Genomic DNA, 15,143 nt, shown 5'->3' on the forward strand with positions numbered 1-15,143 from the left:
GAACCCTGGCACCCATGCCGGAGGGTCCGGCGCCGGCCCCAGTGACCCAGCGACTGCGCGTCCGCTATGCCAAGCGGGGCAGGCTGCGGTTCACGAGCCACCGCGACATTTCCCGGGCCGTGGAACGCGCCGTAAGGCGCGCCGGGATCCCCGTCGCGTTCAGCGGTGGATTCACCCCGCACCCGAAGATCTCGTACGCGGGTGCGGCGGCGACAGGGGTTGCCAGTGAGGCGGAATACCTGGAGATCGGGCTCACCGAGACCCGCGACCCTGCGCGGGTGCGGGCCGATCTCGACGCGGCTCTGCCCCCCGGGCTCGACATCGTGGACGTCGTGCCGGTAGGGGAGGGACGCGCCGGTGACGCGCGGCCGAGAGCGGGCGCGTTCGCTGATCGGCTCGAGGCGTCCGAGTGGCGGATCCGGCTGGACGGCGTGTCATCCGACGATGCCACCGCCGCCGTGGCCGCCTTCATGGCCGCCGGGAGCATCGAGGTCGAGCGCCTCACCAAGAAGGGGCTGCGCCGTTTCGACGTGCGCGCCGCCGTGTCCGCGTTCGAGCCGGACCGGCGCGTCGCCGAGGCGATCGATGCCCCATGTGCGATACTTCGAATGGTTGTTCGGCATTCAACACCCGCCGTACGACCCGACGACATCCTCACCGGACTGCGCCAGGTCGCCGACCTCGCGCCGCCGTCACCCCCGCTGGTGACCAGGCTGGCGCAGGGGCCCCTCGACGCGGACACCGGTGGTCTCGCGGATCCTCTGGATCCCGACCGGGAGTTCGGTCCGGCCTTCGGCGACGACGCCGAGACGGCCCGCGGCCAGGAGCGGCCGCGTCCCGGGGACGCCGCGAGCGTGGATGCCGTCAGCGCCTGATCGTGGGGCCGAAGCCGTGGCGACGCGGAACCGGCCCGGCAGGGAACGGCTGGCGCACCCCCGACGACTTCGTCGTCATGGCCGGACACGGTGTCCGGTCGCGACGACGCCGACGACTGACGGAGCGCTCTCGCGCGGCGCACCGCACCGATCCGCCCCCTCGGCGGAGCGGGCGGACGCGCCCGGGAGCCTGACGGGAGATTGCCCGCATGCTTGAGAACGAAGCCGATTCGGCCGCCGCCGAAGGCAACGACACAACTGACAACGACACCAGCACGGAGGCCACGTCGCGTCCGCGACGGGCGAGCCGTCCCGCGGGGCCGCCGCCGGAGTCCGGTGGGGCTCCCGCCGAGGAGGAGACCGCCGAGGCGCCGAAGCGTACGACCAGGACGCGTACCCGGACGAGGAGCGCGAAGGCCGCCGAAACGCCCGAACCCGTCCCGATGACCGGCGCGGAGACGTCCCCGGACACCGAGACCGAGCCCGCCGAGGAGGCGCCGGCTCCCCGCACTCGCACCCGGACCCGTCGGCGGTCCACGGAGGCGACCGTCCCGCAGGTGCCGGAGGTTCCGGCCGCGCCGAGCGGGACGGAGCCGTCCGCCGCCCAGGGGTCGGAGACCGAGCCCGCCGCGGGCGTCGGCATCCCCGGCGTGACGTTCCAGCCGCCGATGGTCGTGTTCCAGCCGCCGCAGCCGCGGAACGACCCGCCCGCCCGTCCGAAGGACGAGCGCGAGGACGACGACGAGGACGCCGAGCACGACGCCACCGACGAGGAGCGCGACGAGCAGGGGTCCGACGAGGACGGCGACGACGACCGTCCGTCGCGCCGCCGTCGCCGCCGTGGCGGACGCGGCCGGGGCAGGGGCGGCCGGGAGGGCGCCGACGACGAGGCGCAGCCGGGGGAGGCCGAGGCCGAGGACGACGAGCCCGCAGCCAAGCCCGCGAAGAAGGAGCAGACGGCCAAGAAGGACCAGGCCGCCAAGAAGGACAGCAAGAGCCCGAAGAAGGACAAGCCCGTCAAGGGCAAGGCCAAGGACGCCAAGGCCGAGCAGGACGCCGAGGAGGCGTCCGACGCCGACGAGGACGACGAGGGCGCCTCCGGTGGGACGAGCCGTCGTCGGCGTCGGCGGCGGCGCCGTTCCGGGGCCGATGGCGACGGGACCGGTACCGACGACCCGCCGAACACCGTCGTCCACGTCCGCAGCGCGCGGGAGGCCCGTGCCGCCGCCGAGGACGAGGTCCAGTCCGTGCGGGGCTCGACCCGTCTTGAGGCCAAGAAGCAGCGCCGTCGTGAGGGACGCGAGCAGGGCCGTCGCCGCCCGCCGGTGATCACCGAGGCCGAGTTCCTCGCGCGCCGCGAGGCCGTCGAGCGGCTCATGGTCGTCCGCCAGGAAGGCGAGCGCACCCAGATCGCCGTTCTCGAAGACGGTGTGCTTGTCGAGCACTACGTGAACCGCGCGACGCACCAGTCGTACGTGGGCAACGTCTACCTCGGCAAGGTCCAGAACGTGCTGCCGTCGATGGAGGCGGCGTTCGTGGACATCGGCAAGGGCCGCAACGCCGTCCTGTACGCGGGCGAGGTCAACTGGGACGCCTCCGGCCTGGAGGGCCAGCCGCGCCGCATCGAGTCGGCGCTGAAGTCGGGCCAGTCGGTGCTCGTCCAGGTCACCAAGGACCCGCTCGGCCACAAGGGCGCCCGGCTGACCAGCCAGGTCTCGCTGCCCGGCCGCTACCTGGTGTACGTGCCGGACGGCTCGATGACCGGCATCAGCCGCAAGCTCCCCGACAAGGAGCGCAGCCGCCTCAAGTCGATCCTGAAGAAGGTCATGCCGGAGAACGCCGGGGTGATCGTGCGGACCGCCGCCGAGGGCGCCACGGAGGAGGAGCTCGCCCGCGACGTGTCGCGCCTGTCGGCCCAGTGGGAGAGCATCCAGAAGAAGGTGAAGACGGCCTCCGCGCCGTCCCTGCTCTACGGCGAGCCCGATCTGACGATCCGGGTCGTCCGCGACATCTTCAACGAGGACTTCACCAAGCTGGTCGTGTCCGGCGGCGACGCCTGGGACACCGTCTCCGACTACGTCCAGTACGTCGCCCCGCACCTCGCCGACCGCGTCGAGCGCTGGACGGCCGGGCAGGACGTGCTGTCGGCGTTCCGCATCGACGAGCAGATCGCCAAGGCGCTCGACCGCAAGGTGTGGCTGCCGTCCGGCGGCTCGCTGGTGATCGACCGCACCGAGGCCATGACGGTCATCGACGTCAACACCGGCAAGTTCACCGGGCAGGGCGGCAACCTGGAGGAGACGGTCACCCGCAACAACCTGGAGGCGGCAGAGGAGATCGTCCGCCAGCTCCGGCTCCGCGACATCGGCGGCATCGTCGTGATCGACTTCATCGACATGGTGCTGGAAAGCAACCGTGACCTGGTGCTGCGCCGTCTGGTGGAGTGCCTGTCCAGGGACCGTACCAAGCACCAGGTGGCCGAGGTGACCTCGCTGGGCCTGGTCCAGATGACCCGCAAGCGCGTCGGCCAGGGCCTGGTGGAGGCGTTCTCGGAGACCTGCGAGTCCTGCGGTGGACGCGGCATCCACGTCCATCTGACCCCGGTCGAGCCCAAGCCCGACAAGGCGTCCGGCAAGGAGAGCGGCCGCCGCCGCAAGCGCAAGGGCGAGGTCGAGCGGGCCGTGGAGGAGAAGCTCGCCGACCACGAGACCCGCACCAGCGAGCCCGCCGAGCCCAAGCCCGCCGAGCCGGTCGCCGCCGAGGCGCCGTCGGAGCCCGCGGAACAGGCGGAACCGGTGCGGCCCGAGCCCGCCGCCGAGCCGGTGCGGGCCCGGCGCCGCAGGTCGGGCCCGGCCAAGCGTCCGGCGGGTCCGCCGCCCGAGCTGGACGGCGACGAGTCCCCGGCGCAGGCAGCGGTCGAGGCGGCCGAGGCCGAGGCGGAGACCGTGGGCACCTCCCCGGCCGCGCTGGACTCCGCCGACCCGATGCCGGTCACCGCCAACGGCACGATGCCCATCGACGCCGAATCGAACGGCGCCGACCTCAACGGCTCCGCGGCGGTCATCCCCGAGTCGAACGGCGTGGAGCCGAACGGTGGCGTGGCCGAGGAGGAGCCGGTCGTGCGACGCCGCGTTCGCCGCGCCGCGGCCACGTCCCGGACCTCGGACGCCGACGCGGACTGAGCACTCCCGGTGGGCGGGCGTCGAACGCCCGTCCACCGGCGCCCCGCGCGATTTGCCGGGGTGCCCGGTGCCTGTACAATTCAGGGGTTGGGCGCGTCTTGACGTGTCCGGCGTCGGCGCGTCGCAGGGCGCGTCACCCGAACCCGCACCGCGAACCCCTTCCGGGGCGTTCGGTGCACGCCTCGCCGATCCGGTGAGGTCAAGCAGAGAGCGCCAGGGCTTCCTGGTGTGCCGCTTTCGGCCCGGTGCCGGAGGTAGGCCCCCATCCGGGGGCTGGTACAGCCACGCGCGGGGCCGGTTCAGTCCGGAAGCGCGCGATGACGAAGGGTTTCCGCGGTGTACGCGATTGTCCGCGCAGGCGGCAGGCAGGAGAAGGTCGCCGTCGATGAGGTGCTGACCGTCGACAAGCTGACCGGTGAGGTCGGCTCGACCGTCACGTTCCCGGCCGTGCTGGTCGTGGACGGCGAGAACGTCGTCAGCGGCTCGGCCGACCTCGCGCGTTACGAGGTGACCGCCGAGATCCTCGGTGCGGTCAAGGGCCCGAAGATCAACATCATGCACTACCGGAACAAGACCGGATACAAGCGGCGGATGGGTCACCGCCAGCCGTACACCGAGGTCAAGATCACCGGTATTCAGGCCGGGAAGTAAGGGAGAGCGATCACATGGCACACAAGAAGGGCGCATCGTCCAGCCGGAACGGTCGTGACTCCAACGCCAAGCGCCTCGGCGTGAAGCGCTTCGGTGGCCAGGTCGTCAAGGCCGGGGAGATCATCGTCCGGCAGCGCGGCACCCACTTCCACCCCGGCCCCGGCGTCGGACGCGGCGGCGACGACACGCTGTTCGCGCTGGTCCCGGGCTCGGTGAAGTTCCGCCGTTACCGCGGCCGCAACGCCGTCAGCATCGTCCCTCCGGCGGAATAGCCCGCCTGGGTAAACAAGCTTTGAAGGGGCGGACCGATTCCGGTCCGCCCCTTCGCCATTTCATTCGAGGAGAAGATCACCGTGGCCGCTGGAGCGGGGTCGGGTGCGCAGTTCGTCGACCGGGTGGTGCTGCATGTCGCCGCCGGGAACGGCGGCAACGGGTGCGCGTCGATCCACCGGGAGAAGTTCAAGCCGCTCGGCGGCCCGGACGGCGCGAACGGCGGGCGTGGCGGCGACGTCGTCCTCGTCGTGGACGGGAACACCGCGAGCCTTCTGGAGTACCACCGCCGCCCGCATCGCAAGGCGGGCAACGGCAGGCAGGGGCAGGGCGGGCACCGGACGGGCGCCGACGGCGGCGACGTGATCCTGCCCGTCCCGGACGGCACGGTCGTCATGGAGGGCGACCAGGTCGTCGCCGACCTGGTCGGTGAGGGCACCCGGTACGTGGTCGCGCGCGGCGGCGGTGGCGGGCTGGGCAACGCGGCGCTCGCGACCGCCAAGCGCAAGGCCCCCGGGTTCGCGCTGCTCGGCGAGCCTGGCGAGTCGCAGGACGTCGTCCTGGAGCTGAAGAGCGTCGCGGACGTCGCGCTCGTCGGATTCCCCAGCGCGGGCAAGTCGTCGCTGATCGCCGCGCTGTCGGCGGCCAAACCGAAGATCGCCGACTATCCGTTCACGACGCTGGTCCCGAACCTCGGCGTGGTCGAGGCGGCCGAGACGACGTTCACGGTCGCGGACGTCCCCGGGCTCATCGAGGGCGCCAGCGAGGGGCGCGGCCTCGGCCTGGACTTCCTCCGCCACATCGAACGGTCGTCCACGCTCGCGCACGTCCTGGACTGCGCGACGATGGAGCCGGGACGCGACCCGGTCAGCGACTTCGAGGTCATCGAGCGGGAGCTGCGGGCCTACGACCGGGTGCTGGGCGACCGGCTGCTGTCGGACCGGCCGCGGATCGTCGTGCTGAACAAGGTCGACGTCCCGGACGGCCGCGACCTCGCCGAGATGGTCAGGCCCGAGTTCGAGGCGCGCGGCCTGAAGGTGTACGAGGTGTCCGCGGCGACGCGGGAGGGCCTGCGCGAGCTGTCGTTCGCGATGGCGGCGATGGTCGGCGAGTACCGCGCGTCGTTGCCTCCCGCCGAGCCGACCCGCATCGTCATCCGGCCCGAGCCGGTCGGCGGCGACACCGACTTCGAGGTCCGCGCCCTCGGCGACAACACGTACCTGATCACCGGAGTGAAGCCCGTCCGGTGGCTGCGGCAGACCGACTTCGCCAACGAGGAGGCCGTCGGCTACCTCGCCGACCGGCTGGCGCGGCTCGGCGTGGAGAAGGCACTCGGCGACGCGGGCGCCGAGGCGGGCGCCACCGTCATGATCGGCACGATGGACGACTCGGTCGTCTTCGACTGGGAGCCGGAGGTCCCGGCGGGGGAGGGCGCCCCCGGCCCGCGCGGCACCGACCGCCGTCTGGGCGGACGGCCGTGAGCGACCGCGCGGCGATGGCGAAGGCCCGTCGCCTCGTGGTGAAGGCGGGATCGTCGTCGCTGACCACCCCGGAGGGGACGATCGACGCGAACCGCATCGACGCGCTGGTGGACGTCCTCGCCGCCCGCCGCGCGAACGGCACCGAGATCGTGTTCGTGTCGTCCGGCGCGATCGCGGCGGGCCTCGGTCCGCTGGGGCTGACCCGGCGGCCACGGGACCTCGCGACCCAGCAGGCGGCGGCGTCCGTCGGGCAGGGCATGCTGTTCGCCCGGTACACCGCGTCGTTCGCGCGGTACGGCCTGACGGTTGGGCAGGTGTTGCTGACCGCCGACGACATGATGCGCCGTTCGCACCACCGCAACGCGCAGCGCACGCTCGCGCAGCTCCTCGCCCTGGGTGTGCTGCCGATCGTGAACGAGAACGACACCGTCGCCACCGACGAGATCAGGTTCGGCGACAACGACCGGCTCGCCGCGCTCGTCGCGCACCTGACCCGGGCGGACGCGCTCGTCCTGCTCTCCGACGTCGACGCCCTCTACACCGGCGATCCGCGCAAACCGGGCGCGCGCCGCATCGAGGACGTGCACGGCCCCGACGACCTGCGGGACGTCGAACTCGGCGGATCCGGACGGGTCGGCACCGGGGGCATGGTCACCAAGGTCGAGGCGGCCCGGATCGCGGGCATCCCCGTCGTGCTGACGAACGCCGCGTCCGCCGCGCGGGCACTGGCGGGCGAACCGGTCGGGACGCTGTTCCATCCCGCGCGGTCCCGCCGCATGTCGACCGAGGACCTGTGGCTCGCCCACGCCACCACCGGCCAGGGCCGCGTCATGCTCGACCCGGGCGCGGTCGACGCGGTGGTGCGGCATCACAAGTCGTTGCTGCCCGCCGGGGTGACGGGAGTGTCCGGCGAATTCGCGGCGGGTGATCCCGTCGACCTGTGCGATCCCGGTGGCGGTGTCGTCGCGCGCGGCCTGGTCAACTACGACGCCTTCGAGATCCCCGACCTGATGGGACGATCCACGCGCTGGCTGGCCCGCGAACTGGGCCCCGAGTACGAACGCGAGATAATCCACCGCGACCACCTGGTGGTCCTGGAGGGGGGACTGTGATGAGCGAGGCCGAGGATTTCCTGCTGGTGGCGCGGCGCGCGAAGGAGGCCGCGGCCGGGCTGGCCCCGCTGCCGCGCGCCGCCAAGGACGCGGCGCTGCATCGGATCGCGGACGCGCTGACCTCCGCCGCCCCGGAGATCGTCGACGCGAACAAGGGCGATGTCGAGCGGGCCCGGGAAAGTGGCACGTCCGAGTACATGATCGACCGGTTGAGCCTGTCGGAGTCGCGGATCGCGGCGATCGCCGACGCCGTCCGGAAGGTCGCGGCGCTGCCCGATCCGGTGGGGGAGACGGTGCGCGGGAACGTCCTGCCGAACGGGCTGGAGTTGCGGCAGGTGCGGGTGCCGCTCGGCGTCGTCGGGATCATCTACGAGGGCCGTCCGAACGTGACCGTCGACGCCGCCGCGCTGTGCCTGAAGAGCGGGAACGCGGCGCTGCTGCGCGGCTCGTCGTCGGCGCACGGCTCGAACACGAAGCTCGTCGCCGTGATGCAGGACGCGCTGACGGAGACGGAGGTCCCCTCTGACGCGGTGCAGCTCGTCCCGGGCACGTCCCGCGAGTCGGTGAAGCACCTGATGCGGGCGCGCGGCCTGGTGGACGTGCTGATCCCGCGCGGCGGCGCCTCGCTGATCAACTCGGTGGTGGAGGAGTCGACGGTCCCGGTGATCGAGACGGGCGTCGGCAACTGCGCCGTGTACGTCGACGCCGCCGCCGACGTGGACATGGCCGTCGACATCCTCCTGAACGCCAAGACACAGCGCCCCTCGGTGTGCAACGCCGCCGAGACGTTCCTCGTGCACGCCGATGTCGCCGACGCCTTCGTCCCGCGCGCGCTTGCGGCGTTGCGCGATGCAGGTGTCACGGTGCACGGCGATGACCGGATCCGGTCGTACGGCGACGATGTCGTGGCGGCGACCGAGGACGACTGGCACGCCGAGTACCTGTCGCTCGACATCGCGGCCCGCGTCGTCGACTCCCTGGACGACGCCGTCACCCACATCCGCGCGTACGGGTCCGGCCACACCGAGGCGATCGTGACGGCATCGCAGCCCGCCGCGAAACGGTTCGTGGCGCTGGTCGACTCGGCCGCCGTGATGGTGAACGCCTCGACGCGCTTCACCGACGGCGAGGAGTTCGGGTTCGGCGCGGAGATCGGCATCTCCACGCAGAAGTTGCACGCGCGCGGCCCGATGGGGCTTCCGGAGTTGACGTCCACCAAGTACGTGGCCGTCGGCGACGGACATGTGCGCGGCTGACGCACCGACCGTTGCGACATTTTGCCGTTGATGGGCGTCCCGGGGGCGTGGTGTGATTCACGACTGTGACCCGTGAATACACCCGCCGCCGCGTCCTGAAGGGCGGCGCCGCCCTGGGCGCGGGCATCGCCTCCACCGGATTAACCGCGTTCCCCACCCGTCCAGCCGCCGCCTCACCCCCGCTGCGCGGCCCCGCCGTCGGCACCACGCTCGCGGAGACCTATGTGCTCGGCGCCGCCGGTACCGGCGGCTACCGGCCCGTGATCACCGGGCCGGGCGAGCCGCATGTGCTGCGCCGCGACCTCGGCGGCGCCGCGTCCGCGCGCCGCGCCGCGACCCGCCGGGGCGTCCTCGCCTTCGGCCACCTCACCGACGTGCACGTCGTGGACGCCCAGTCCCCGGCCCGCGTCGAGTTCCTCGACCGTTTCAAGGACGTTCTGGACGTCCTGCCCGTCCAGGGCGCCTACCGCCCGCAGGAGATCCTCTCGACGCAGGTCGCCGACGCGATGGTCCGGGCGATGAACGACGTCGGGCGGGGCCCGGCGACCGGGCTGCCGCTCGCCTTCACGATCAACACCGGGGACGCCGCCGACAACGTCCAGTACAACGAGGTCCGCTGGGCCATCGACCTGCTGGACGGCGGCCGGATCCGGCCCGACTCCGGCGACCCGAACCGGTACGAGGGCGTCATGGACGCGGCGTCCTACGACCGCGCGTTCTGGCATCCGGACGGCCCGCCGGCCGGCTCCGACACCGACATCCCGATGTCCCGGTACGGCTTCCCGCGCGTGCCGGGCCTGATCGACGCCGCGCGCAGGCCGTTCCTGGCGGCGGGGCTCGACTCGCCGTGGTTCGCCGTGTTCGGCAACCACGACGGGCTCGCCCAGGGCAACCTGCCCGTCAACCCGCTCATCTCCGGGCTCGCCACCGGTCGACTCAAGATCGGCGTCCCGGCGGACGACGAGCAGGCCGAACGCCTCGCCCGCGTCCTGATCGACGCCGACATGATCGAACTGCTGCGCCTCACCCGCGAGGAGGGCGGCCTGTTCCGCAGGGTGACGCCCGACGCGCGCCGCCGGATGCTGTCACGCCGCGAGGTCGTCGCCGAACACTTCACGACGACCGCGTCCCTGCGCGGCCACGGCTTCACCAAGGACAACCTGCGGGACGGGACGGCCTACTACGGCTTCGACCGGGGCGTGGTCCGCGGGCTCGTCCTCGACACCGTCAACCCCCACGGCTATTCGGAGGGCTCGCTCGACCGGAAGCAGTTCGCATGGCTGGAAGCGCAGCTGAAGGCCGGGAGCAGCCGCTACCTCGCCGAAGACGGCTCGGTCACCGGGCATTCGGTCAAGGACAGGCTGTTCGTCCTGTTCAGCCACCATCCCGTGGGCTCGCTGGACAACGCGCTCGGCGGTGACCGCGTCCTCGGCGACGAGGTGCGCGACCTTCTGCTCCGCTACCCGAACGTCGTCCTGTGGGTGAACGGCCACACGCACCGCAACCACGTGATCCCGCACGCCCGCGAGGGCGGGGGAGGGTTCTGGGAGGTGAACACCGCCGCGCACATCGACTTCCCGCAGCAGAGCCGCGTCGTCGAACTCGCCGACAACGGCGACGGGACCCTGTCGATCTTCGCGACGATCCTGGACTCCGCCGGGCCCGCCTCCCACGGCGGCCGCCTCACCGACACCGTCCGGCTGGCGTCGCTGTCGCGCGAACTGGCGGGCAACGACTGGCAGGAACGGGAAGAGAACCGGGCTGTTCCGGGGGATGTGGGGGGTCGCCCCCTCACAATGGGACGCCGCGGCGAAGTGGCCGATCGCAACGTCGAACTCCTCATCCCGGCCCCGTTCTGAACGCGAAGGCCGTTCTGAACGCGCGAGTTGTTTGAATGCGAAAGGGCCGCCGCGTCCGTGTCGCGGCGGCCCCGGCTTCGCCGGTGTCCGACCCGGTGGGTTCAGTTCTGGTCGGTCGTCGGGCCGTTGTCGCGCCGGGTGAACCTGTCGAACAGGCCGCCCGCCGCGCCCGCCGCAGCGTCCGCCATGTCGCGGACCTTGCCGACGAACGGGTCGGCCGTCCGCTCCCACGACTCGCGGTAGGAGCGGGCCGCGTTCCTGATCTCGTCGCTGACGGACGCGTCGCCGTCGTCGTCGCGGCGCGGGTAGTCACCGGCCAGGATCCGCTCGTACTCGCCGCTGCGCGCCCACTGGTCGATCTCGGCGAACCGGATCACCGCGTACGGGTGCGACTGGCCGAGCAGGTTCAGGAACTTCAGCAGCCCGTCGCGGACGTCGCCCGCCGCGTCGTACTCGCGGGCCTGCGCCAGGAACGCCTCGCTGCTCATCTCGCCGAGCCGCGTGCCGCCCGCGAGCTTCATGTTGACGCGCTTGGCGGCGTCGAGGTCCTGCCCGACGAGCAGCCCGGCCCGGTCGGACGACAGCTCCGCCTTGCGGAACCACTCCCGCAACCCGATGATGATCGCCGCGATGCCGATGTTGCCAAGCGGCAGCCACGCGAGGCGCGACCCCAGCTGCAACAGGATCTGCATCATCGTCTGGTACACCGCGTGCCCGGACAGGATGTGCCCCACCTCGTGGCCGACGACGAACCGCAGCTCCTCGTCGTCCAGCAGGTCGATCAGGCCCGTGTTGAGGACGATGAACGGGTGGTCGGAGCCGAGCGCCATCGCGTTGGGCGTCGGGTCCTGCTTGACGTACAGCTCCGGGACCTCGGGCATGTCCAGGGCGTAGGAGGCGTCGCGGACCATGTCGTAGATGTTGCGGAACTGGTCCTCGCCGACGCGCACCGTCCCGCCGAGGAACATCAGCCGGAGCGACCGCTCGTTGACCAGGCCCGACAGCTTGCGCAGCACGACGTCGAACCCGGACAGCGAGCGCAGCGCCACCAGCGCCGAGCGGTCAGCCGGGTGTTCGTAGGCCCGGGAGCTGATCCCCGGGAAGCGCGTCCGTGCTCGATCCGGTGTGTTCCCCGTCATATCTGCCATGGTAGTTCCGACGATCTACCTTGTCGCGAGGTTCCCGCCCGCGACTTCGCCGACCGGCCCGCCGACCGCGGCACGGGCCGTGCCCCGAGGAGGCGACCCATGTTCGACCCGCGAGCCGAGGCGATGTCCCTGGACGAGCGCGCCGCCCTCCAACGGCACCGCCTGTGGGGCCTCGTCGACCGGCTGCTCGCGGCGGACGGCGTGCAGGGCGGACGCCTCAAGGAGGCCGGGGTCGGCGGCGGCTCGGACGTCACCCTCGCGGGGCTGCGGGACCTCCCGTTCACCACCAAGCAGGATCTCTGGGACAACTACCCGTTCGGGCTGCTGAACGTCCCGCGCGACCAGGTCGCCGCCGTCCACGGGTCCAGCGGGACGCGGGGACGCCCCACGCTCGTCGCCTACACCCGCGCCGACCTCGACCTGTGGGCGGCCATGTGCGCGCGTTCCCTGTCGTGCGCGGGGGCGTCGCCGGGCAGCGTCGTCCACAACGCCTACGGGTACGGCCTGTTCACCGGAGGGATCGGCATCCACCAGGGCGCCGTGGCGCTCGGCGCGACCGTCGTGCCGATGTCGGGCGGCATGACCGGCAGGCAGATCCGGATGCTCACCGACCTCGACGCCGACATCCTGACCTGCACCCCCGCCTACGCGCTGCGCCTCGGCGAAGCCGCCGCGGAGGCGGGCGCCGACCTCAGCTCGCTCAAGGCGGGCCTGTTCGGCGCCGAACCCTGGTCGGAAGAGCTGCGTACCGCGATCGAAGCCGTGCTGCCGATCAAGGCGATGGACATTTACGGCCTGTCCGAGATCATCGGCCCTGGCGTCGCCACCGAATGCCTCGAACAGGACGGCCTGCACGTCAACGAGGACCACTTCATCGTCGAGGCGGTCGACCCCGCCAGCGGCGAACCCGTCCCGGACGGCATCCCCGGCGAACTGGTGTTCACCACCCCGACGAAACAGGCGCTGCCGCTGCTGCGCTACCGCACGGGCGACATCGCGGCCCTGGCCCGTGGCGAATGCCCATGCGGGCGGACGCTCGTCCGGATGAGCAAGGTCCTCGGACGCGCCGACGACATGCTCGTCGTCCGGGGCGTCAACGTGTACCCGAGCGAGGTCGAGCGCGTCCTGCTCGGCTCCGGGCTCGTCCGGCCGCACTACCAGCTCGTCGTGGACCGGCGCGGCCCGTCCGCCCGGCTCCTCGTCGCCTGCGAGGCCCTCACCGGGAACCCGACGGACGCGCTCGTGCGCGACCTGCACGAGTCGCTGGGGCTGACCGCCGAGGTGTTCGTGCTGCCAGGCGGAGCCGTGCCGCGCGTCGAGATCGGCAAGGCCGTCCGCGTCGTGACCTGGGAGGACGGCGGCCCGCCACTGCCCGGCCTGAGCTGAACCCGGGCGTCCGGCCCCGGCCGTGCCGGGCCGCGCGGACGCTGGCTATTCTCGTCGGTATGACGCAAAAGCGGCGACTGGGGATCATGGGCGGCACGTTCGACCCGATCCACCACGGGCACCTCGTGGCCGCGAGCGAGGTCGCGCACTTCTTCTCCCTGGACGAGGTCGTGTTCGTGCCCACCGGCCTGTCGTCCCACAAGGAGGACCGCAAGGTCGCCGCCGCCGAGGACCGCTACCTCATGGCCGTGATCGCCACCGCGTCCAACCCGCGCTTCTCCGTCAGCCGCGTCGACGTCGACCGTCCCGGCGCCACCTACACCGTCGACACCCTCCGCGACATCCGCCGCGTCCAGGGGCCCGACACCGACCTGTTCTTCATCACCGGCGCCGACGCCCTGGAGAAGATGCTGACCTGGCACGACACCGACGAACTGTTCGAACTCGCGCACTTCGTCGGCGTCACCCGCCCCGGCCACCGGCTCGCCGACCCCGGACTGCCCAACGGGCGGGTCTCCCTCATGGAGGTGCCCGCGCTGTCGATCTCGTCCACCGAATGCCGCGAGCGCGTCCACTCCGGCGAACCCATCTGGTACCTGGTGCCGGACGGCATCGTCCAGTACATCAACAAGCGTGACCTTTATCGCGGCTAGCGACACGTGGGCGCGGCCCGCCCGACCCGCCTCCGCCGCATACCCTGGAGGTGGCAGGGCCGTGCGAAGAACGCGGCCGAACAGCGACAAAAGGGGTGGGTGCGTTGACCGTCACACGTGAGATGGTGGTAGCGGAGACGACCCCTACAGGGAGGATCGCGAGCGCACCGTGACCGCATCCGAGAGGGCGGCGCAGCTCGTCCGGATCGCCGCAGAGGCGGCGGGCGACAAGCTGGCCGACGACATCCTTGCCTACGACGTGAGCGAGCAGCTCGTCATCACCGACGCCTTCGTGCTCTGCTCCGCGCCCAGCGACCGCCAGGTCCGCGCCATCGTCGACGAAGTCGAGAAACGCCTCCGCGAGGACGCGGCCGCCAAGCCCGTCCGCCGCGAGGGCGAACGCGAAGGCCGCTGGGTCCTGCTGGACTACGCGGACATCATCGTGCACATCCAGCACGAGGACGACCGCATGTTCTACGCCCTCGAACGGCTCTGGAAAGACTGCCCCCTCATCGACTTGCCGGACCACGTCACCGCCCACCAGAACGAGCGCGCCCGCGCCGTCGGGAGCGCGAGTGAGTGACGCCCGCGCCGCCCGCGAACCCGGGAAACGGCGGCTCATCCTCTGGCGGCACGGCCAGACCGTCTGGAACCTCGAACAGCGCTACCAGGGCCAGACCGACGTCCCCCTCGACGAAACGGGCCACGAACAGGCCCGGCGGGCCGCCAGCCTGCTCGCCGGGCTCCACCCCACCGCCATCCTCGCGTCCCCGCTCCGCCGCGCCGCCGACACCGCCCAGGCCCTCGCCGACCTGACCGGGCTCCCCGTCGGCTACGACCGGGATCTCATCGAACGCGGCGGCGGCGCCTGGGAAGGCCTCACCGGCCGCGAAATCCGCGAACGCTACCCCGCCGAACGCGCCGCCTGGCAGCCCCCCGGCGGCGAAACCAGCGCCCAGGTGGCCAAACGCGTCGGCGCCGCCCTGGACCGCGCCCTGGACGACCTCCCGCCCACCGGGCAACTCGTCGTCGCGTCCCATGGCGCCGCCCTCCGCCTCGGCATTTCCCACCTCCTCCGCCTCCCCGAAGAAACCTGGGAACGCCTCGGCGGCCTGTCCAACTGCTCTTGGTCCGTCCTGACCGAAATGCGGGACGGCGGCTGGCGCCTCACCGAACACAACGCCGGGACCCTCCCCGAACCCGTCCTCAGCGACGACCGCCCCGACACCGGCCCCTGACCAAACGATTCGAACCCCACCCACCCCGTCCT

13 protein-coding genes are annotated in these 15,143 nt (G+C 72.1%); 12 read left to right on the forward strand and 1 reads right to left on the reverse strand.

Annotated features, from left to right (window positions below; genetic code table 11):
• Positions 1 to 14 precede the first annotated feature (14 nt).
• The 8 genes from ABD808_RS17770 (at position 15) to ABD808_RS17805 (ending at position 10,686) form a co-directional block, all read left to right on the forward strand.
• Positions 15 to 875, forward strand: coding sequence for a TIGR03936 family radical SAM-associated protein (locus ABD808_RS17770; protein WP_344897848.1), 861 nt, complete (start codon positions 15 to 17; stop codon positions 873 to 875).
• 209 nt (positions 876 to 1,084) lie between these two features.
• Complete coding sequence (locus ABD808_RS17775) at positions 1,085 to 4,057, forward strand: Rne/Rng family ribonuclease (RefSeq protein ID WP_344897851.1); 2,973 nt, start codon at positions 1,085 to 1,087, stop codon at positions 4,055 to 4,057.
• A gap of 336 nt (positions 4,058 to 4,393) precedes the next feature.
• Complete coding sequence (rplU, locus tag ABD808_RS17780; protein ID WP_344897853.1) at positions 4,394 to 4,708, forward strand: 50S ribosomal protein L21; 315 nt, start codon at positions 4,394 to 4,396, stop codon at positions 4,706 to 4,708.
• Between the two features lie 14 nt (positions 4,709 to 4,722).
• Positions 4,723 to 4,980 carry a 50S ribosomal protein L27 gene (gene rpmA, locus ABD808_RS17785; protein ID WP_344897856.1) on the forward strand — a complete coding sequence of 86 codons (258 nt, stop codon included), beginning with the start codon at positions 4,723 to 4,725 and terminating at the stop codon, positions 4,978 to 4,980.
• A gap of 81 nt (positions 4,981 to 5,061) precedes the next feature.
• Positions 5,062 to 6,459: a GTPase ObgE gene (obgE, locus tag ABD808_RS17790; RefSeq protein ID WP_344897859.1), complete on the forward strand. Its 1,398-nt coding sequence runs from the start codon at positions 5,062 to 5,064 to the stop codon at positions 6,457 to 6,459.
• A gap of 14 nt (positions 6,460 to 6,473) precedes the next feature.
• Positions 6,474 to 7,571 (forward strand): glutamate 5-kinase, encoded by a 1,098-nt coding sequence (gene proB, locus ABD808_RS17795; protein WP_344897992.1) that lies wholly within the window; start codon positions 6,474 to 6,476, stop codon positions 7,569 to 7,571.
• Entirely contained in the window at positions 7,571 to 8,827 is a 1,257-nt protein-coding gene (locus ABD808_RS17800; RefSeq protein WP_344897862.1) for a glutamate-5-semialdehyde dehydrogenase, read from the forward strand. The genes proB and ABD808_RS17800 overlap by 1 nt, the downstream gene beginning before the upstream one ends.
• A gap of 65 nt (positions 8,828 to 8,892) precedes the next feature.
• Positions 8,893 to 10,686, forward strand: coding sequence for a TIGR03767 family metallophosphoesterase (locus tag ABD808_RS17805; protein ID WP_344897865.1), 1,794 nt, complete (start codon positions 8,893 to 8,895; stop codon positions 10,684 to 10,686).
• Between the two features lie 101 nt (positions 10,687 to 10,787).
• Here ABD808_RS17805 and ABD808_RS17810 read toward each other — a convergent pair whose 3' ends face one another.
• Positions 10,788 to 11,825 (reverse strand): M48 family metallopeptidase, encoded by a 1,038-nt coding sequence (locus tag ABD808_RS17810; protein ID WP_344897868.1) that lies wholly within the window; start codon positions 11,823 to 11,825, stop codon positions 10,788 to 10,790.
• Between the two features lie 108 nt (positions 11,826 to 11,933).
• Between ABD808_RS17810 and ABD808_RS17815 the strand changes: the two genes are divergently transcribed.
• The 4 genes from ABD808_RS17815 to ABD808_RS17830 all read left to right on the forward strand — a co-directional run bounded on the left by ABD808_RS17815 (position 11,934) and on the right by ABD808_RS17830 (position 15,111).
• The gene (locus ABD808_RS17815; RefSeq protein ID WP_344897871.1) at positions 11,934 to 13,220 is read left to right on the forward strand and encodes a phenylacetate--CoA ligase family protein; all 1,287 of its coding nucleotides are present in this window, start codon (positions 11,934 to 11,936) and stop codon (positions 13,218 to 13,220) included.
• Positions 13,221 to 13,279: 59 nt separating this feature from the next.
• Positions 13,280 to 13,873 (forward strand): nicotinate-nucleotide adenylyltransferase, encoded by a 594-nt coding sequence (nadD, locus tag ABD808_RS17820; RefSeq protein WP_344897874.1) that lies wholly within the window; start codon positions 13,280 to 13,282, stop codon positions 13,871 to 13,873.
• Between the two features lie 169 nt (positions 13,874 to 14,042).
• Positions 14,043 to 14,456, forward strand: a complete 414-nt coding sequence (gene rsfS, locus ABD808_RS17825) for a ribosome silencing factor (RefSeq protein WP_344897877.1) — start codon at positions 14,043 to 14,045, stop codon at positions 14,454 to 14,456.
• Complete coding sequence (locus ABD808_RS17830; RefSeq protein ID WP_344897880.1) at positions 14,449 to 15,111, forward strand: histidine phosphatase family protein; 663 nt, start codon at positions 14,449 to 14,451, stop codon at positions 15,109 to 15,111. The genes rsfS and ABD808_RS17830 overlap by 8 nt, the downstream gene beginning before the upstream one ends.
• Positions 15,112 to 15,143 lie beyond the last annotated feature (32 nt).

This window comes from Actinomadura meridiana, assembly GCF_039537545.1.
GTDB lineage: Bacteria > Actinomycetota > Actinomycetes > Streptosporangiales > Streptosporangiaceae > Spirillospora > Spirillospora meridiana.

Bases quoted from the DNA above. Each gene is read 5' to 3' on its own strand.
- ABD808_RS17800 (WP_344897862.1), top strand. From the start codon at position 7,571: ATGAGCGAGGCCGAGGATTTCCTGCTGGTGGCGCGGCGCGCGAAGGAG.
- ABD808_RS17775 (WP_344897851.1), top strand. From the start codon at position 1,085: ATGCTTGAGAACGAAGCCGATTCGGCCGCCGCCGAAGGCAACGACACA.
- ABD808_RS17770 (WP_344897848.1), top strand. From the start codon at position 15: ATGCCGGAGGGTCCGGCGCCGGCCCCAGTGACCCAGCGACTGCGCGTC.
- proB (WP_344897992.1), top strand. From the start codon at position 6,474: ATGGCGAAGGCCCGTCGCCTCGTGGTGAAGGCGGGATCGTCGTCGCTG.
- rpmA (WP_344897856.1), top strand. From the start codon at position 4,723: ATGGCACACAAGAAGGGCGCATCGTCCAGCCGGAACGGTCGTGACTCC.
- ABD808_RS17810 (WP_344897868.1), bottom strand. From the start codon at position 11,825: ATGACGGGGAACACACCGGATCGAGCACGGACGCGCTTCCCGGGGATC.
- nadD (WP_344897874.1), top strand. From the start codon at position 13,280: ATGACGCAAAAGCGGCGACTGGGGATCATGGGCGGCACGTTCGACCCG.
- ABD808_RS17815 (WP_344897871.1), top strand. From the start codon at position 11,934: ATGTTCGACCCGCGAGCCGAGGCGATGTCCCTGGACGAGCGCGCCGCC.